The 16,719-nt window shown below is 66.3% G+C and carries 17 protein-coding genes; 11 read left to right on the top strand and 6 right to left on the bottom strand.

The genetic code is table 11. From position 1 onward, the window contains the following. Position 1 precedes the first annotated feature (1 nt). The 7 genes from ACVWY6_RS15140 (at position 2) to ACVWY6_RS15110 (ending at position 6,687) form a co-directional block, all read left to right on the top strand. Entirely contained in the window at positions 2-298 is a 297-nt protein-coding gene (locus ACVWY6_RS15140; RefSeq protein WP_023954574.1) for a hypothetical protein, read from the top strand. Positions 299-325: 27 nt separating this feature from the next. After that, positions 326-1,528, top strand: coding sequence for a sensor histidine kinase (locus tag ACVWY6_RS15135; RefSeq protein WP_400721776.1), 1,203 nt, complete (start codon positions 326-328; stop codon positions 1,526-1,528). A gap of 43 nt (positions 1,529-1,571) precedes the next feature. After that, positions 1,572-2,408: a LytR/AlgR family response regulator transcription factor gene (locus ACVWY6_RS15130; RefSeq protein WP_457539121.1), complete on the top strand. Its 837-nt coding sequence runs from the start codon at positions 1,572-1,574 to the stop codon at positions 2,406-2,408. Next, on the top strand, positions 2,405-2,782 hold the full coding sequence (locus ACVWY6_RS15125) for a hypothetical protein (RefSeq protein ID WP_457539119.1): 378 nt from the start codon (positions 2,405-2,407) through the stop codon (positions 2,780-2,782). Before ACVWY6_RS15130 ends, ACVWY6_RS15125 begins: the two co-directional genes overlap by 4 nt. A 9-nt stretch (positions 2,783-2,791) precedes the next feature. Beyond that, complete coding sequence (locus ACVWY6_RS15120) at positions 2,792-4,555, top strand: sodium:solute symporter family transporter (RefSeq protein ID WP_437423115.1); 1,764 nt, start codon at positions 2,792-2,794, stop codon at positions 4,553-4,555. Positions 4,556-4,693: 138 nt separating this feature from the next. Next, positions 4,694-5,056 carry a DUF485 domain-containing protein gene (locus ACVWY6_RS15115; RefSeq protein ID WP_023954569.1) on the top strand — a complete coding sequence of 121 codons (363 nt, stop codon included), beginning with the start codon at positions 4,694-4,696 and terminating at the stop codon, positions 5,054-5,056. Then, a complete protein-coding gene (locus tag ACVWY6_RS15110) occupies positions 5,053-6,687 on the top strand; it encodes a solute symporter family protein (RefSeq protein ID WP_457539117.1) in 1,635 nt (544 codons plus the stop codon). Before ACVWY6_RS15115 ends, ACVWY6_RS15110 begins: the two co-directional genes overlap by 4 nt. A gap of 353 nt (positions 6,688-7,040) precedes the next feature. Here the strand turns inward: ACVWY6_RS15110 and ACVWY6_RS15105 are convergent, their stop codons facing one another. After that, positions 7,041-7,661 carry a TetR/AcrR family transcriptional regulator gene (locus ACVWY6_RS15105; protein ID WP_457539115.1) on the bottom strand — a complete coding sequence of 207 codons (621 nt, stop codon included), beginning with the start codon at positions 7,659-7,661 and terminating at the stop codon, positions 7,041-7,043. Between the two features lie 64 nt (positions 7,662-7,725). Between ACVWY6_RS15105 and ACVWY6_RS15100 the strand changes: the two genes are divergently transcribed. Continuing rightward, positions 7,726-8,133 carry a RidA family protein gene (locus tag ACVWY6_RS15100; RefSeq protein WP_099382623.1) on the top strand — a complete coding sequence of 136 codons (408 nt, stop codon included), beginning with the start codon at positions 7,726-7,728 and terminating at the stop codon, positions 8,131-8,133. Between the two features lie 51 nt (positions 8,134-8,184). On the opposite strand, the gene ACVWY6_RS15095 is transcribed toward ACVWY6_RS15100, so the two are convergent. Next, positions 8,185-8,973, bottom strand: a complete 789-nt coding sequence (locus tag ACVWY6_RS15095) for a sulfite exporter TauE/SafE family protein (protein WP_457539114.1) — start codon at positions 8,971-8,973, stop codon at positions 8,185-8,187. Positions 8,974-9,124: 151 nt separating this feature from the next. Here ACVWY6_RS15095 and ACVWY6_RS15090 point away from each other — a divergent pair, with 151 nt between their 5' ends. Next, complete coding sequence (locus ACVWY6_RS15090) at positions 9,125-9,661, top strand: hypothetical protein (protein ID WP_457539112.1); 537 nt, start codon at positions 9,125-9,127, stop codon at positions 9,659-9,661. Here ACVWY6_RS15090 and ACVWY6_RS15085 read toward each other — a convergent pair. Beyond that, positions 9,658-10,761 carry an NAD(P)/FAD-dependent oxidoreductase gene (locus ACVWY6_RS15085; RefSeq protein WP_457539110.1) on the bottom strand — a complete coding sequence of 368 codons (1,104 nt, stop codon included), beginning with the start codon at positions 10,759-10,761 and terminating at the stop codon, positions 9,658-9,660. The two genes, ACVWY6_RS15090 and ACVWY6_RS15085, sit on opposite strands and share 4 nt — an antisense overlap. Positions 10,762-10,866: 105 nt before the next feature. Between ACVWY6_RS15085 and ACVWY6_RS15080 the strand changes: the two genes are divergently transcribed. Both ACVWY6_RS15080 and ACVWY6_RS15075 read left to right on the top strand, forming a co-directional pair. Continuing rightward, positions 10,867-11,496 carry a TetR/AcrR family transcriptional regulator gene (locus tag ACVWY6_RS15080; RefSeq protein WP_457539108.1) on the top strand — a complete coding sequence of 210 codons (630 nt, stop codon included), beginning with the start codon at positions 10,867-10,869 and terminating at the stop codon, positions 11,494-11,496. Between the two features lie 30 nt (positions 11,497-11,526). Beyond that, positions 11,527-11,940, top strand: a complete 414-nt coding sequence (locus ACVWY6_RS15075) for a RidA family protein (protein WP_317712478.1) — start codon at positions 11,527-11,529, stop codon at positions 11,938-11,940. Here ACVWY6_RS15075 and ACVWY6_RS15070 read toward each other — a convergent pair. From ACVWY6_RS15070 to ACVWY6_RS15060, 3 genes are read right to left on the bottom strand one after another with little or no spacing between them, the layout of a single operon-like run. Beyond that, positions 11,937-13,241 carry a lysine N(6)-hydroxylase/L-ornithine N(5)-oxygenase family protein gene (locus ACVWY6_RS15070; RefSeq protein ID WP_457539106.1) on the bottom strand — a complete coding sequence of 435 codons (1,305 nt, stop codon included), beginning with the start codon at positions 13,239-13,241 and terminating at the stop codon, positions 11,937-11,939. The genes ACVWY6_RS15075 and ACVWY6_RS15070 overlap by 4 nt on opposite strands. Beyond that, a complete protein-coding gene (locus ACVWY6_RS15065) occupies positions 13,238-15,058 on the bottom strand; it encodes an ABC transporter ATP-binding protein (RefSeq protein WP_457539104.1) in 1,821 nt (606 codons plus the stop codon). The genes ACVWY6_RS15070 and ACVWY6_RS15065 overlap by 4 nt, the downstream gene beginning before the upstream one ends. Further along, a complete protein-coding gene (locus ACVWY6_RS15060; RefSeq protein ID WP_457539102.1) occupies positions 15,055-16,716 on the bottom strand; it encodes an ABC transporter ATP-binding protein in 1,662 nt (553 codons plus the stop codon). The genes ACVWY6_RS15065 and ACVWY6_RS15060 overlap by 4 nt, the downstream gene beginning before the upstream one ends. Positions 16,717-16,719 lie beyond the last annotated feature (3 nt).

Genomic DNA, 16,719 nt, shown 5'->3' with positions numbered 1-16,719 from the left:
TGTGACTTCCACCTACACCGCACCTGTTGTCGCTGCCGGACTCATCGGTGGTTTCGCCGCCGCCAGGTACTCGGGACGCCGCGAACTCGGCGGAGTCGTCCTGGCCGCGGCCGGCGCCTGGAGCACCGCCCAGTGGTGGCAGACCAAAGGGCCTGCTGTGGCGGCCCCGCTGCTCGGTGGCTACCTGTTCGCGTTCGGGGCCTCCCATCCTCTCGCCAAGAAGATCGGCGCGTGGCCGTCGGTGCTGACCGTCACCGCGGCAACCTCCGCTGCCGCATACGCCCTCGGCGACCGCTAGTCGGGTCGCGAGCGTGATGACCCGCTGATGTCCGGCATCGCGCTCACCCTCGCGGTCATCGCTGTCCTGCTCGTCGTGGTGGCGGTGCTGGCCCTGCGCGTGCGCACCCGGCCGACGCTGACCACTCCCGCCGAACGCGTCGTGCACGCGACACTTCACACTGCGTCACTCGCGGCTGTCCCGTTACGCCGCGGCCTGGGCGCCGATTCGGCGGCCGAAGCAGCGCCGCATCTACGGGAGCTGACGTCTGCGGATGCCCTCGGACTCGCCGACGCGGACGGAACGCTCCTGGCCTGGACGGGGCCACACGAAGCGCTGACCGACTCCTTTGCCCAGGCCGCGGTGCGCGCCGCCGACGAAGGTCGCCGCATCCTCATCAAAGCCCCTGACCTGGATGAGCCCGGGGTGCGCGCGCTCATCGTGCAGCCGCTGCTGCTCGAGGATTCCGCGTCGGTGGGGGTGATGGGGGTGGTGACGCGCATCCAGCCGGGGCCGGGCATGTTGTCGGCGATCACGGAGGTGGCCCGATATGCGGGGAGCCAGATCGAACTGGCCGAACTCGACGCCTCGCGGGCCCGGCTCGACCGCGCCGAGGTGCGGGCTCTGCGCGCACAGATCAGTCCACACTTCATCTACAACGCGCTGAACACGGTCGCGTCCTTCGTGCGCACCGATCCCGATCAGGCGCGCGAGCTGATCCTCGAGTTCGCGGACTTCACCCGGTACTCCTTCCGGTCGGCAGGTGAATACACCGTGCTCGCCGACGAACTCCGGAACATCGATCGCTACCTCACCCTGGAGCGGGCTCGTTTCGGTAGTGCCCTGCAGGTCCGCCTCCAGGTGGCTCCAGAGGTGCTCAACGTGGTGCTGCCCTTTCTTGCCTTGCAGCCGCTGGTGGAAAACGCTGTGCGGCATGGTATCTCGAGCAAACCCGACGGCGGCACGGTGATCATCGTCGCCGCCGACGAAGGCACCGACTGCGTGATCAGTGTGGAGGACAACGGGGTGGGAATGGACCCGGATCTGCTGCGATCGGGCGATCTCGACGCCATCGTGTCCGGTGCCACCGCAACTGCGACCGAGTCCGCACACGTGGGCCTGGCCAACGTCGACGACCGCCTGCGGGCAGCATTCGGCAACGACTACGGTCTGGTGGTCGAGACCGCGCCGGGAGCGGGAACCAAGGTGAGCATGCGGGTACCGAAATTCCGGCCGGGCATCTCCGCGTGAGAAGAACCGCGCGGACCGGTGTGCGTGGCACCATGGATGCGTTGTGACGCAGACACCGAACAGTCCAGGACGACCGGGCCGGCATGCGCTGACCGTGCTCGCCGTGGACGACGAATGGCCCGCGCTCGACGAGCTCAGCTACCTTTTGCGTGCCCAAGAGGCCGTCGGGGAAGTGCTGACCGCGGGCGACGCCACCACTGCCCTGAGGTTGATCAAGGACCGCCCGGGATCGATCGACGCGGTGTTCCTCGACATCAACATGCCCGGACTCGACGGCTTGGAGCTCGCCGGCGTGCTGGCCGCGTTTGCGCACCCGCCTGCCGTGGTGTTCGTGACCGCCCACGAGGACCGCGCCGTGCGGGCATTCGACCTCGGGGCCGTCGACTATCTGCTCAAACCACTGCGCGCGCAGCGGCTGGCGGAGTCCGTCCGCCGGGTGCTCGAGCACAGGGAGCAGCGGGGGCCATCGACCCCCGCAGCTTCCCGGCAGGACTCTGCGGCGGACGGCGACTTCGATGAGGTGATCCCGGTCGAGATGGGCGGGACCACCACGCTGGTGCCCCGGTCGACCGTGAACTGGGTGGAGGCCGACGGCGACTACACCCGTTTGCACACCGCCACCGGTTCGCACCTCGTCCGCATCCCCATCTCCACACTCGAGGATCGTTGGCGCGACGCCGGATTCCTGCGTGTCCACCGGTCCTATCTCGTGGCCTTGCCTCTGGTCACCGGCATCCGCACGGTGGGGTCGGGGACCGTGGTGTGCCTGCGTTCGGTCCGGGACGGGCAGCCGGTCGAACTCCCCGTCAGTCGTCGGCACACCCGCGAGCTGAAGGACCGTCTGGTCCGGATTCCCCGGCAGACCCGGAACGCGCCGTGACGTCGCCCGCCGAGGGTCATCCGCGGCCCCGCGAGCGGGTGGTACTCGCCAAGCGGCGCGGAGCCCGCCGGGTCCGGTCCCGGGTGGAGGTGCAAGAGCAGACCGAGGTCGGTGACGCCCTCATCCGCGGGTTGATGCGGGCGCAGCTAGGACTGGCTTTGCGGCTCGCCGGGTTCACCGTGGCGATGTTGTGCGCGATCCCGTTGCTGTGGGCGGTTTTTCCCGATCTGGCCGAGGTGACCGTGTGGGGGATCCGGCTGCCCTGGCTGGTTCTGGGAGTGGGCGTTTACCCGGTGCTGCTCGGGGTCTCGTGGATCTACAACCGGCTCGCCGACCGCAACGAACAAGAGTTCGCCGACCTGGTCGACGATTGACCGTCCGCCATGGAGACTATCACCGGACAATCGGTACCGACTGCGACCCTGCTGGCGCTGATCGCCGCGGCGGTGGCGACCGTGGCGATCGGGACGTACGGAGTGCGGCTGGCCCGCACCACTTCTGACTTCCTGGTCGCCTCCCGCAGTGTCGGACCGAACTGGAACGCCGCCGCGATCTCCGGTGAATACCTCTCGGCTGCATCCTTTCTGGGTGTGGCGGGCCTGATCGCGAAGTACGGAACCGACGCACTGTGGTATCCGATCGGATTCACCGCAGGCTACGTCGGACTGCTGTTGTTCGTCGCGGCACCACTGCGGCGATCAGGGGCCTACACCGTCCCTGACTTCGCCGAATTCCGGCTCGGGTCAACACTGTTGCGCAAGCTCGCCACCGGCGTGGTGGTGTTGATCTGCATCCTCTACATGGTCCCTCAGCTCCAGGGCGCCGGACTGACCCTCAACATCCTGCTGGGTACGTCGCCGTGGGTGGGGGCAGTGCTGGTCGGGGTCATCGTGATCGCCAACGTGATCGGCGGCGGGATGCGGTCGATCACCTTCGTCCAGGCATTTCAGTACTGGCTCAAACTCACGGCCATCGCGGTACCGGCGATCGTGCTGGCGATCCACTTCTACGGAGAAGACCAGGAATTGGGGTCGGCCGCCCCTCCCACCGTCGCCGAACAGACCACCGTCGACGTCACCACCGACGTGGTGGTGCAGGTCAACAGCGACCTCTGGGTCACCGCGGACGGCACGGTCGACGGTGGTGAGGTGAGCGGCCCGATCAGGCTGACCGCGGGCGACCATGACGTCAGTGCGGGTACGTCTTTGGTGCTGGCGCCGGGTGCGGCCGTACCGGTGGTGTCGGGTGCGCCGGCCACGCACGATCAATGGGCCACTCCCGGATGGGGATTCGGGGGCGACCACCCGATGTATCAGGTGTATTCACTGATCATCGGCATCTTCCTCGGCACCATGGGACTGCCGCATGTCCTGGTCCGCTTCTACACCAATCCCGATGGGCGGGCCGCCCGCGCAACCTCATTGGCGGTGGTGGGTCTGCTGGCGGTGTTCTATCTGTTCCCCACCCTGCTCGGCGCATTCGCTCGGCTGTGGGTGCCGCAACTGCTGATCACCGGTGCATCCGACGCCGCGGTACTGCTCCTTCCTGGATCGGTGGTGTCCGGGCTGGGCGGGCAACTCCTGGCCGCTCTGGTGGCCGCGGGGGCGATCGCGGCGTTCCTGTCCACCTCGTCGGGGCTGCTGGTGAGTGTGGCCGGCGTGCTGAGTACCGATGTCTTGCGTGGTCGGGTCCGGGACTTCCGGATCGCCTCGCTGCTCGCCGGATTGGTGCCGTTGTTCCTCGCGGTGGCCGTGACGTCGATCGACCTGTCGCGCACGGTGGGCCTGGTGTTCGCGGTGGCCGCGTCGACCCTGTGTCCACTGCTGGTTCTCGGTATCTGGTGGCGTGGCCTGACGGCGGCAGGCGCCGCAGCGGGGCTGATCGTCGGCGGGGTGGTCGCCGGGGGTGCGGCGCTGGCCACCTCGATCACGGGCATCGCCGATGTCCTGCAGGAAGGCTGGATCGCCACGATCATCGGCTATCCCGCAGCGGTGAGTGTGCCCCTCGCGTTCGCTTCGATGGTGCTGGTCAGCAAGCTCACCCCGCACCAGATCCCAGCCGATGTCGGCCGACTGCTCACCAGGCTCCATGCTCCCGAACGCCTTGGTGTCGGCAAAGACCGAGAGGCGAATCTGCGGCCGGAGTAGGTGCCGTTCGTCGCGCTCAACCGACCGTTCATCGCACAGTTCGACAGCTCGCCGTGTGACTGCCGCCACACCCTTCTGCTGTGACCGGCATCTCACTAATGTCCGATACGAGCTTTTCCCTTCACCCCAGGAGTCGTCATGACCACATCCGACCTGAGCCCGGAGGCGTCGCCACAGCGACCCGCACCGGACGCGCAGGCATTCATCGACATGCAGGCAAGCCCTGAGTTCCAGGACCTGCGCCGCCGCCTACGCGTCTTCGTCTTTCCTCTGACGGCCTTTTTCCTCGCCTGGTACATGCTTTATGTCCTGCTCGCGACCTACGCCAGCGACTTCATGGCCACCAAGGTCTGGGGAAACATCAACCTGGGCATCATCCTCGGTCTCGGTCAATTCCTGACGACCTTCGTGATCACCGCCGTCTACGTCCGGTTCGCCAACCGCGACCTCGATCCCCGCGCTGCCGCGATCCGCGACGAGCTGGAAGGACCGCTCAAATGACCTCGCTCGCTGCAGGCGCCGCCTCTGTCGGCAACCCCGCGCTGAACATCGCCATCTTCGTGGCGTTTGTTGTCATCACCATGACTATCGTGATCCGCGCCAGCAAGACCACCAAAAAGGCTTCTGACTTCTACACCGGTGGCGGCCAGTTCTCCGGACCACAGAACGGCTTCGCGATCGCCGGTGACTATCTGTCGGCCGCGTCGTTCCTCGGAATCGCCGGTGCCATCGCGGTTTACGGCTACGACGGCTTCCTCTACTCGGTGGGCTTCCTCGTCGCGTGGCTGGTCGCCCTGCTTCTCGTTGCCGAATTGCTGCGCAACACAGGCCGTTTCACGATGGCCGACGTGTTGAGCTTCCGGCTCCAAGAGCGCCCCGTGCGGATGGCCGCTGCACTGTCGACGCTGACGGTCTCGCTGTTCTACCTGCTCGCCCAGATGGCCGGTGCCGGTGGACTCGTGGCGCTGCTGCTCAACATCGACGGCAAGTTCGGTCAGGGCGTCGTCGTCGCCGTCGTCGGTGTGCTGATGATCGCCTACGTCCTCATCGGCGGCATGAAAGGCACCACCTACGTCCAGATGGTCAAGGCGGTGCTGTTGATCGCCGGCGCCGGCGTGATGTTCGTCCTGGTGCTGTTCGCCGTGAAAGGCAACTTCTCGCAATTGATCGCCGATGCCCAAGCCACCGTGAGTGGTTCGGCGAGCGAAGCCGTCGCCGGTCGTGACATCGCCGCGCCGGGCGCCAAGTACGGCATCAGTGACATGTCCAAGCTCGACTTCATCTCGTTGGGCATCGCCCTGGTCCTCGGTACCGCAGGCCTGCCCCACGTGTTGATGCGCTTCTACACCGTGCCGACCGCCAAAGAAGCCCGTCGCTCGGTCACCTGGGCAATCGCCCTGATCGGCGCGTTCTACCTGTTCACCCTGGTGCTGGGTTACGGAGCCGCCAAGTCGGTGGGACCGGACAAGATCCTCGCGGCACCGGGCAAGGAAAACTCGGCGGCACCGTTGCTGGCGTTCGAACTCGGCGGAACCATCTTCCTGGCGGTGATCTCGGCGGTCGCCTTCGCGACGATCCTCGCCGTCGTCGCCGGGCTGGCGATCACCGCGTCGGCATCGTTTGCCCACGACATCTACGCCAGTGTCATCAAGCGCGGCAACGCCACCGAGGAACAACAGGTCCGGGTCTCACGCATCACCGTGGTCGTGATCGGCGTGGTCTCCATCGTCCTGGGTATCGCGGCCATGGGGCAGAACATCGCCTTCCTGGTGGCTCTCGCCTTCGCGGTCGCCGCGTCGGCCAACCTGCCGACGTTGCTGTTCTCGCTGTTCTGGAAGCGGTTCAACACCACCGGCGCACTGTTCAGCATCTACGGCGGTCTCATCACCTGCATCGGGCTGATCGTGATCTCGCCTGCGGTGTCGGGCAAGCCGACCTCGATGTTCCCCGACGCCAACTTCGACCTCTTCCCGATGTCGAACCCGGGCATCGTGTCGATCCCGGCCGGCTTCCTGCTCGCGGTGATCGGTACCTACATCGGCGGCCGTCGCAAGGAGAACGCTGCCAAGCAGGCCGAGATGGAAGTTCGATCGCTGACCGGAGTGGGCGTCGAGAAGGCAGTGTCTCACTGATCCTTCTGCTCGCTCCGCTCGCTTTGTCGGACGTGGCCATCGGGCGGTAGTTCTTCCCTTCTCCTCACATCGCTGCGCTCGCTCATCGGCAGTCCAGAACAACCGCGGCCACATCCTCCGAAAGACTCGGCCCCACCAATACAGAAATGGTGGGGCCGAGTTGGTTTGTCCGCAGGCTCGGGTTGCTGTCGGAGGTTGTGGCTGGAGTCGGAGGGTGTGCGCCGCCTAGCCGCCCGGGCTCGGCCTGGAGTCGGAGGGTGTGTGGCCGTGGGGGTAGTTCCTCCGATTGCAGTCAGATGCACCGGTTGCAGTCGGAGGAAGTCGCCGAAACCGGAGGGTGTGCGCCGTGTTGGTCAGATGCCGGGGATGTCGGGTTTCCATCCCAGCCGCACCGACCGCTTGCACGTGTCCGGTGCGTCGCCGGCTCCGGTCAGCAGCGAGGTGAGCATCGCCGCACCGTGATGGATTGCCTGTGGTGGCAGGGGTCCGGTGACCACCAGCGACACCAGTCCGTGGCCGACTATCCAGCACTGCGTCGCGAGATCGAGTGGGTCGACGTCATCTCGCAGCCGTCCGTGCTGTCGGGATCGCGCCACGGCCTGCACCAGATGCTCCAGGGTGTTGTCGGCGGCAGCGGGATCTTCCAGTGCGATGCCGTCTTCGAACATCACCTGGTAGAGGTCGGGGTTGTGTGCCGCATTGGTGACGTACGCCGCAGACAGTGCCACAAGGTCCTTGACCGGGTCGCGGGTGACCGGGACCTCTTGCAGAAGTGCTTCCAGCCGGGTGAACCCCTCCTGCCGCACTGCCATCCGCAGGCCGTCCATCCCGCCGAAGTGGGTGTACACCGCCATCGTCGAAACACCTGTCCCGTCGACGAGCGCGCGCAGGGTGATGGATTCGCGCCGACCCAACATCACCGCAGCGCGCTCGACCAACAGGGCACGTACTGCCGGATCTCTTGTTCTGACCACTTCTCCACAATACATAACACTGCTATGGTTAGGGGGACCGCAGGACCTCGAGAAGGAGATTGCCATGCCCGTGACACTGATGAACCCTGATGGCTTGCCCAAACCCGATGTGTACCGGCAACTCTCGGTTGCCACCGGGTCCCGGATGGTGTTTCTCGCGGGACAGGTCGCTCGCGACGCCGATGGCAAACCTGTGGGGGAGGGCGACCTCGCCGCACAGGTGGAGCAGGCGTACCTCAACATCGCGACGGGACTGGCCGCAGTGGGCGGCACCTTCGACGACGTCGCCAAACTGACTGTCTACGTCGTGGATTGGAGCGAAGAGAAGTTCCCGCTCCTGGGTGAAGGCGTTGGCCGCGCAGCGGCGAAGCTGGGGGTGGACCCCACCAAACCCATCACGCTCCTGGGTGTTGCGTCCCTGGGCGAGCCTGATCTGCTGGTCGAGGTGGAGGCCACTGCGGTACTGCCCTGAGCGCTGCAGCTGTGCGCTGATGGCCTCGGACCTGTAGCAGCAAACTACGGGTCAGACGAGCAGCCGCCACAATCCGATCAGACCGACCAGGACGATCACGCCACGCAACGCCGACGGTGACAACTTACGGCCGTACTTGGCGCCGATCACTCCGCCGAGGAGCGAGCCGATGGCGATGAGACCGGCGGCGGCCCAGTCGATTCGGTCGAACGCAACGATGGTGTAGGCGACCGCGGCGACCACATTCACGATGAGAGAGAGCAGGTTCTTGGCGGCATTGAGGCGTTGCAGGTTGTCGGAGACGAGCACGCCCATCGCGCCCATCAGCAAAATACCTTGTGCCGCAGTGAAGTAACCGCCATAGACACCGACGAGCAGTGTCGCCCCGGTGACCAGAGCCAGGCGCGTGGGACTGAGCACGGTGTCGTTGTTGTCGTCGACGGGTGCCGAGGCCATCCGAGAGGCAGTCCAACGCTGGATCCTGGGCTGAAAGATCACCAGGGCCAGTGCGAGGACGAGGAGCACCGGGACAATCGTCTCGAATGCCTTCTCCGGTAGGTGCAGCAGCAGCCAGCTGCCGATGAGTGCTCCGACGAACGAGGCGGGGATCTGCCACCGCAGCCGCGGCCACTGTCCGCGCAGTTCGCGCCGGTAGCCCCATGTCCCTGATACGCCGCCGGCCACCAACCCCACGGCGTTGGTCATCGTTGCGGTCACCGGAGCGAATCCGAACGCAACCAGTGTGGGGAACGTGATGAGTGTTCCGCTGCCGACCACCGCGTTGATCGCTCCGGCGCCCACGCCGGCGATCAGGATCGCGACCACTTCCCAGACAGACATTGCTTCACCGTGCCACGGGCGTCGAAGCGGGTTGGTAGCGGCCTCGCGTAGATGAGGCCGGCGTGTGATGACGCGGACGGGCGGTCCCCGGCCACGCCCGTGCCTGAACTAACGTGGGCGAGAAGGTTGTGATCGTTGGGTCGAGAGGGTGATGGATGTGGCGTGGCTGATCGTCGTCGCCGCGGTGGTCGTCGCCGTGCTGATGCTGCTCGGGGGCCTGTGGTTCGCCTACGACTCCAACAAGCGGGTGCGACGGTTTGCCCGTTCCGCCGACCTGGTCCCGGGCAAGCCCGGGCGGGCGCCCGCCGAATGGACCACCGCCACCGATCCAGAGGCCGTCCTGCACCGACGCATCCGTTACGCAATGGGCCTGGTGTACGAGAACCCTTCCCTGCGCAGTGACGACGAACTCCTGGCCGCCCGAGGACGCCTCGATGATGCGGTGTTCGAACTCGATGACCGACTCATCGCTGCCGCGGCGTCGCCGGAGAAGAGCGGCGACACGTTGCGCGACATCGGGTGGTCGGTGCGCTGGCTCGAGTTGCTTCCCGGCGAGATCTTCTACGCGTCGAAGACGAAGGCGCTCGCCGATATCGACGCGACGATCGCCAACCTGCGCCGTCCGGTCGAACCCCCGCCCGAGGAACCGGAGAATCCCGACGATCCGGACAACGACCGAATTCTCTAGCGGTCATCCACGAGCGACGCCACGGCCTCTGCGATCGACAGGCAGGACGTCAGGCCGGGTGATTCGATGCCGAACAGGTTCACCAGTCCGGGCGTCCCGTGTGCGGCGGGGCCTTGGATGAGGAAGTCACTGTCCCCGTCGCCTGGGCCCGACAATTTGGGCCTGATTCCGCAGTAGGCGGGTACCAGTGAGTTGTCCGGCAGGCCGGGCCAGTAACGCCGGATCGCTGCGTGGAACTGATCTGCTCTGGCGGCATCGACGTGGTAGTCGATGTGGTCGGTCCACTCGACGTCCGGCCCGAACCGAGCCTGGCCGGCGAGATCCAGCGTGAGGTGTACGCCGAGACCGCCGCCGGCAGGTAGGGGATAGATCAACTGCGAGAAGGGAACTCGGCCGCTCTCGAGAACAAAGTAGCTACCCTTTGCCAGAAACCGCCTCGGGATGGTCTCTGGTGGTACACCTTCGATGCCTCGCGCGACATCCCAGGCGCCGAGCCCGGCGGCGTTCACCACGGTTCTGCAGCTGATCGCCGTGCCGTCGAGCTCGACGGCGAGCTGCCCGCGCCCGATGTGCCCGCCCGTCGCCTTGGTGCGCAGAGCGGTTGTCGCACCGGCGTCTTCGGCATCGCGATGCAGGCCCCTCATCAGTCCGTGGCTGTCGATGATGCCCGTCGACGGTGAGAGGAGCGCGCCCGCACAGTCGAGTCCGGGTTCGATCGAGGCCAGGTCGTCCCGGTTCAGTAGCCGGAGGTCGTCGACCCCGTTTGCGGCCGCTGCAGCCGCGATCGCGTCGAGGCGGGCGAGCTGGTCGGAATCAGTGGCCACGATGAGCTTGCCGATCCGCCGGTGATCGATGGCCCGGTCGCTGCAGTAGCGGTACAACATCTGCCGACCGGCCACACAGTGCCGGGCCTTGGCGCTGCCCCGCGGGTAATAGATGCCGGCGTGGATCACCTCGGAATTGCGCGAGCTTGTCTGCGTGCCGATCGCATCCGCCTCGTCGACCAGCACCACGTCCCGCCCGCCCAGGGCCAGGCGCCTCGCTACAGCCAAGCCGACCACACCTGCGCCTATGACCAGGCAATCGACGGTCACGGTCATGGTGTCAGTCTGACGGATCCCTACCGTGCCGGCGAGACAGTTCGGTCAGGTCGGCGGATCGGGACGCTCTGGTATCTCCGTACCGTATGGTGATACGGTACGAACATGAGTGAGCCGAGGCCGAGTCGCAGCCGCCGAGCGGGCGGGTCGAGGCGCACGGCCGTGCTCGACCAGGTGATCGCGACACTCGCGGACCGCGGGTACGGCGGTACCCGCTACACCGACGTCGCCGCCGCATCGGGTGTGGCAGTGAGCACGTTGCAGGGCTATTTCGGATCCCGCGAGGACATGCTGATCGAAGCCTTCGATCGCGCCACTTCCATTGCGGTGGACGCAATGAACGAGTTCGCAGCTCAGTTCGAAGATCCGTGGGAGCAGCTCGTCGCGATGGTCGACCGCGGCCTGGCCACAGACGTTGCCACCTGGCGAATGCTGATGGAGTTCTGGACCGCCGCCGCGCACGATGTCGAACTGCAGCAACATGCCGCCACGCTCGCAGAGCAGTACCGCAAGCCCTTCGTCGACGCGGTCCGGCGCGGGATCGACGCGGGTGACTTCCGCCCCCGCTTCGGCTCGGACGCCATCATCGAGGTGGTCGTGGCGAACATCGTCGGCCTGTTGTATCCGGTTGTGCTCGAACATCTGTCACCAACGGATGTCGACTACCGCGAGGTGGTTCTCGCCCAACTTGCATTCGCCCTCAACACATCAGAGCACAACCCGACCGACGTCTGAAGGACGTCTCGATGAGAAACAGGTGAAGTCATGTCCCACACCATCGTCAACCCTGAGGGGCTGCATGACCCGGTTCCGTTCGGGTACAGCCACACTGCGAGCGTTCCGTCCGGCGCAGAGCTGGTGTTCGTCGCGGGCCAATACGGATCGGGCCTGGACGGCATGGTCATCTCGCCAGATTTCGCCGGGCAGGTGAAGCAGGCCTTCAGCAACCTCGGTGTCGCCCTCGCCGCCCACGGACTCGACCTAGGCAACGTTGTCCAACTCAGGACCTATGTGGTGGATCCCGACTTCGAGAAACTCGGGGTGATCGGCCAGGCAGTGCAGGGCAGCGGCGCCGCACCGCCCACGCAAACGGTCATCGGAGTTGCGGGACTTGCAATGCCGGACATCCTGTTCGAGGTCGAGGCGGTGGCCGCCCGGCCCTTGGCTGACCAGACCTAGCCGAGGCTCCCCCGCGAAAGTGTCGACACCGCCTCGCCTTTGCGGTCGCGGGCCACGGACTTCACGATCTCCCCGGTGCGAACGGCGATGTTCGACAGCAGTGACGACGAGATGCCGTGCGTGTGTTCGGTCCCTCCCTGCAAGAAGATCCCGCCGGGTAGAGGTGAGGTGGTGATGAGGCGGTAATCGCGGGCGACCTGAGGTCCGGCAGCGTCGTACGCAACGCTGTTCGTCAGATCCCCCAAGATCTCCTTGAGGTCGAGCGGATCGAAACCGGTGGCGCACACCACCGCATCACAGACGATGTCCTCGGTGAGGCCTGTCGGCTCGTGGCGAACGGTTACCGTCACGTCGGTGTCCGATTCGACCACCTGGGTCACCTCGGAGGCGCCGTGGACGAACAGGCGGCGTTGGCCGCGCACTCGTTCGTCGTATTCGCGGGCGTACAACTCCTCGATGAGCGGGAGGTCCACCGCCGAGTAGTTGGTGCTGCGGTGATAGTTCTGCAGCCGACGCCGGAACTCGGGAGCCGACGAGTGGAAGTCGTTGACCGCGTTGGGATCAAAGATCCGGTTCGCGTACGGACTGTCGTCTGCGGGCGTGTATCCGTACTTGGCGAACACCGCGTGTACTTCCGCACCGGGATAGTTGGTGTGCAGGTACTCCGCGACCTCGGCTGCGCTTTGGCCGGCTCCGATCACCAGGAAACTGTTGGCGGTGGGCTCGGGCAACTCTGCGAGGTGCGGGAGTAGTTGGTGGTTGTGGAAGACCCGCTGCGACGCAGTGATCCCGAGGGGGAGCCTGGCCACCAAGCCGGCTGCGACGACGATGTTGCGGGCCCTGATGATCCCGGCGTGCCGCCCTTCCACGTGGATCTCGAAGCAGTCTCCGGAGTTCTCGATGAGCACAGCCCGGGTGCCGTACGAGACGTCGGCATCGACTTTGCGAGCCGCCCATTCCAGATAGTCGTGGAACTCGTGACGGGTTGGGAAGAAGGTCTGGAAGTTGACGAACTCCGTGAGCCTGTTCACCTCCGCGAGATAGTTCAGGAAGGTGTACTCGCTGCGAACGTTGCGCTGTGTCGCCAGGTCTTTGAGGAATGACACCTGCATCGTCGTGCGAGGCAACAGCATTCCAGGGTGCCAGCCGAACTGTTCTTTGCCTTCCACGAATCGGGCGGTGATCCGCTGGTCTGGGTCCAGTCCGGAGTTCAGTTCCTCCACTGCGATGGCGAGTGCGAGGTTCGACGGACCGAAACCGATTCCGAGGACGTCGACGACCTCCGTGTTGTGGTCATTCATTGTTCCGCGTCCCTTCCGTGTCCTTGGATCGTCCATGCCGCCCACATTCGGGCGAAAAGTCCTTCAGAAGCCAGCAGTTGAGCCGGCGTTCCCCGTTCGATGACCGTGCCGCGATCGAGCACGACCACCTCGTCGCATTGCATTGCCTGACTGAGCCGGTGCGCCACCACCAACGTCGTTCGCCCGGCCGTGGCAGCAGCCGCCGAGCGCTCCAGATCGCGCGCGCCGAGACTGCCCGCCTCGGCGGTGGCCTCGTCGAGTACGGCGATCGGCGGGTCCACCAGGACCAGCCGGGCGAGTGCTATCTGCTGAGCCTGCGCATCGGTGAGCTGATGGCCGCCCTCGCCTACGACGGTGTCCAGACCACCGGGCAGCTCGCGAACCCACTCGAGTGCCCCGATGGTGTCGAGCGCGGCCCAGACCTCGTCCGTGTTGGCCGACGGTCTGGCGAGACGGAGATCGTCGATCAGTGGCCCGGCGAACACATGGACCTCTTGACTGACGGTGGCCACGTGTTGCCGGACGACGGCGGTAGGCAACGCGTCCGACGGGATGCCACCGATCATCACCGATCCCGATGTCGGGGTGAGGTTTCCGGCGACCATGGCCGCCAGCGTCGACTTGCCGGCGCCACTCGCTCCGATCAGCGCCACTCGGGTGCCTGCTTCGATGCGGAGATCGATCCCGCGAATAACGGGCCGGCGAGCGTCGTATCCGAAATGAACCGCGCGCAGTTCGACGGCGCCTCCCCGAGGCGGCGCGCCGCCGATCAGAGTGTTGTCGATCTGGGTGTCGGCGGGGGCGTCGGAATCGACGTCGGTCGAGATGGCCACGCCGATCAGCCGGGACAGGCCGGCCGCTGCTAGCTGGAGGTCGGCGAAGCTGTACAGGATCATGCCGATCGGATTGAACAGGCGGTGGAACAGCAGCGCGGCGGCTGTCGTTGCACCCACCGACACGGCACCGTCCTCGACGAGCATGAAGCCCACCACCAGAACCGCTGCCAGCCCGACGAACTCGGCCCGGTTGACCCGGCCGACCATGCGGGTGAACACCGTGAATGCGGCAATGGAGATGTCGCGCGCCGCAGCAGACTTGGTCTCGACGATGCTCGCCTGCGATGTCTCGAGTCCGTACGCGTGCACGGTGCGAAGGCCGGTGAAACTTTCCACCATGGCCTGGGAGCGTTCGCCCACTGCACGCCGTTCCGCCGCGTAGCGCGGGGACGACCGAGGCAGGTACCAGTGCAGAGCCAGCCCGTAGAGCGGCAATGCGGCAGCACCCGCGAGACCGAGGCGCCAGTCGAGACCCACCATCGTGGCGATACTCACCGCGGTGAGGATGGTCGCGATCACCACGGTGGGCAGCACGGTGATCACGGCTTTGCTCACGGCCGCAACGTCGTTGGTGACGCGCGACAGCAGGTCGCCCCGCCCGGTGTCTTCGATCACCCGGGTGGGCATGCGAAGCGCCCGCCGGACCGCGCTCTCACGGAGGTCGGCAAGCAGCCCGGCCCCCAGAGATGCCACGGAGTAGACCGACAGTCCCGCAGCCACTCCGCCGACCAGCGCGGCGGCAGCGGCGACAGCGGCGATGGACAGCAGGACAGAGGTACCGGCACCGGCGACCACACGGTCGACCAGCACTCCCAGGGCCAGCGCCGGAGTCACGGATGCGATTGCGGCAAGGGCGGATACGGCGATGACACGGGCCACCGCCGCGCGGTGGTGGGCCAGGGCAGCGGCGAGCCACGACCTTGTCTGTCGTCCGGAAGCGACCGGGAGGACCCGGGTGTCTTCGTGCAACTCAGGGGTCATCGCAGGACCGCCTCGCGGTAGCGGTTGTCCATGGCGGTCAGATCGGCGTGCGCGCCGTCTCGTTCGGCCCGGCCCCCGTCGACGAGCACAACACGGTCCATCACCGACAGCAGGGTTGGGCTGCTGGTGATCACCACAGTGGTGCGGTCGGCCCGTCGCTGATGCCGAAGACGATGGACATGGTGCGCCACAGCGCGTTCGGTGACGGCGTCGATCGAAGTGGTCGGGTCGTGCAAGACCAGAACAGCGGGGTCGGCGAGCAGTGCGCGGACAAGTGCCAGTCGCTGTCGCTGCCCTCCCGACAACGAGTAGCCACGGTCTGCGACCACGTGATCGAGGCCGTCTGTGTGGGCCGCGGCCACGTCTTCACCCGCCACGGTCCGCAACACCTCGCCGACCGCGATGGGGTCGAGGTCGTCATCGCCGGCGCGGAGATTGTCCATGACGGATCCCGTGAAGAGGTCAGTCGCGTGGGGAGCGATCAGCAATGGTCGCGGCCGTTCGGATGTGTCGGTGCATTCGGCGGGCACATTCGACACCCAGACGCCCCCGGCACGGGGTGTGGCCACGCCGGACATCAGGGCGAGTATCGCGTGGGCGTCGTGGGCACTGGTGGCGACGATGCCCACGCATTCGCCGGGTTTCACGATGAGGTCGAGGCCGCGCAGGCTGGCGTATTCGACGCCCCGGAACTCGATGCCGTGGGGCCCGGGTCCGAGCGGCATGGTTGCCCGGGACTTCACCACGTCGGCGTCTGAGATGAGCGCGAGTCGTTCGGCCGATGCGCGGGCGGTCGACACCTTTCCTGGCAACATCGAGAGCACGGCGAGGGGCTCGAGGAAGAACTGCGCGATCCCCAGCACGGTGACGAGCTCCCCGACGCTGATCCGGCCACTGAGCGCGAACCATCCGGCAGCGGTGGCGACACCCACGGCGAGGATCGCGCTGATTCCCGCGGCCGCCCCCATGAACATGCCCTGCCCACGCGCTGCGCGCCGCATGGCGACCAGCGCATCCTGGCTCGACTTCTGGTAGCGCGCCGCGGCCGCTTCCTCGGCTCCGATACCGCGTAGCGGTCTCAGACCGGCTATGAGGTCTGCCGCTGATCCCGACGTCTCGGCCACGCCCTGTTGTTGAGTGATCATCTGCCGGGTCAAACCCGGTGCGGTGAGCTGTAATCCGAGCAGCAGCACCGGCACACCGACGAACACGGCCAGTCCGAGTGGGATGTCGATGACCAGCAACGCGCCGCCGCACACCGCGACGGCGGCCAGGGCACCCGCCGCCTGTGGCAGGTACCGGAGCAGTGCCGCGGTTTCGTCGGCATCGGTGCCCGCCACCGCCATCAGTTCCCCGCTACGCAGGTCGGTGTCCAGCATCGCGCGGTCGAGCACGCGGCGGGTGGCCTGGACACGTAGCCGATGTGCCTGATCGAGGGCGGCACGCATCGCGAGCCGTGCGCCCAGTCGATAGCAGATCGCCAGCGCCACGAATACCGCGGCGAGCCAGGTGATTCCGGTGGCGAGGGAACCAATATCGCCGTTGGTCACCGCCCGGTCGATGATCACGCCGATCAGAACGGGGACCGCAACCTCACAGGCCTGATGGAGGCACAGCAGAAGTGCTGCGCCGGACAGCAGCGGGGCGTTACTTCGCACACT

It is taken from the genome of Williamsia sp. R60 (assembly GCF_054063855.1).
This window is presented reverse-complemented; position numbering and strand designations above follow the sequence as displayed.

Excerpts from the sequence above, each read along its gene's own strand:
- ACVWY6_RS15135 (WP_400721776.1), top strand. The coding sequence starts at position 326 with ATGTCCGGCATCGCGCTCACCCTCGCGGTCATCGCTGTCCTGCTCGTC.
- ACVWY6_RS15120 (WP_437423115.1), top strand. The coding sequence starts at position 2,792 with ATGGAGACTATCACCGGACAATCGGTACCGACTGCGACCCTGCTGGCG.
- ACVWY6_RS15115 (WP_023954569.1), top strand. The coding sequence starts at position 4,694 with ATGACCACATCCGACCTGAGCCCGGAGGCGTCGCCACAGCGACCCGCA.
- ACVWY6_RS15110 (WP_457539117.1), top strand. The coding sequence starts at position 5,053 with ATGACCTCGCTCGCTGCAGGCGCCGCCTCTGTCGGCAACCCCGCGCTG.
- ACVWY6_RS15100 (WP_099382623.1), top strand. The coding sequence starts at position 7,726 with ATGCCCGTGACACTGATGAACCCTGATGGCTTGCCCAAACCCGATGTG.
- ACVWY6_RS15095 (WP_457539114.1), bottom strand. The coding sequence starts at position 8,973 with ATGTCTGTCTGGGAAGTGGTCGCGATCCTGATCGCCGGCGTGGGCGCC.
- ACVWY6_RS15090 (WP_457539112.1), top strand. The coding sequence starts at position 9,125 with ATGGATGTGGCGTGGCTGATCGTCGTCGCCGCGGTGGTCGTCGCCGTG.
- ACVWY6_RS15085 (WP_457539110.1), bottom strand. The coding sequence starts at position 10,761 with ATGACCGTGACCGTCGATTGCCTGGTCATAGGCGCAGGTGTGGTCGGC.
- ACVWY6_RS15080 (WP_457539108.1), top strand. The coding sequence starts at position 10,867 with ATGAGTGAGCCGAGGCCGAGTCGCAGCCGCCGAGCGGGCGGGTCGAGG.
- ACVWY6_RS15075 (WP_317712478.1), top strand. The coding sequence starts at position 11,527 with ATGTCCCACACCATCGTCAACCCTGAGGGGCTGCATGACCCGGTTCCG.
- ACVWY6_RS15070 (WP_457539106.1), bottom strand. The coding sequence starts at position 13,241 with ATGAATGACCACAACACGGAGGTCGTCGACGTCCTCGGAATCGGTTTC.
- ACVWY6_RS15065 (WP_457539104.1), bottom strand. The coding sequence starts at position 15,058 with ATGACCCCTGAGTTGCACGAAGACACCCGGGTCCTCCCGGTCGCTTCC.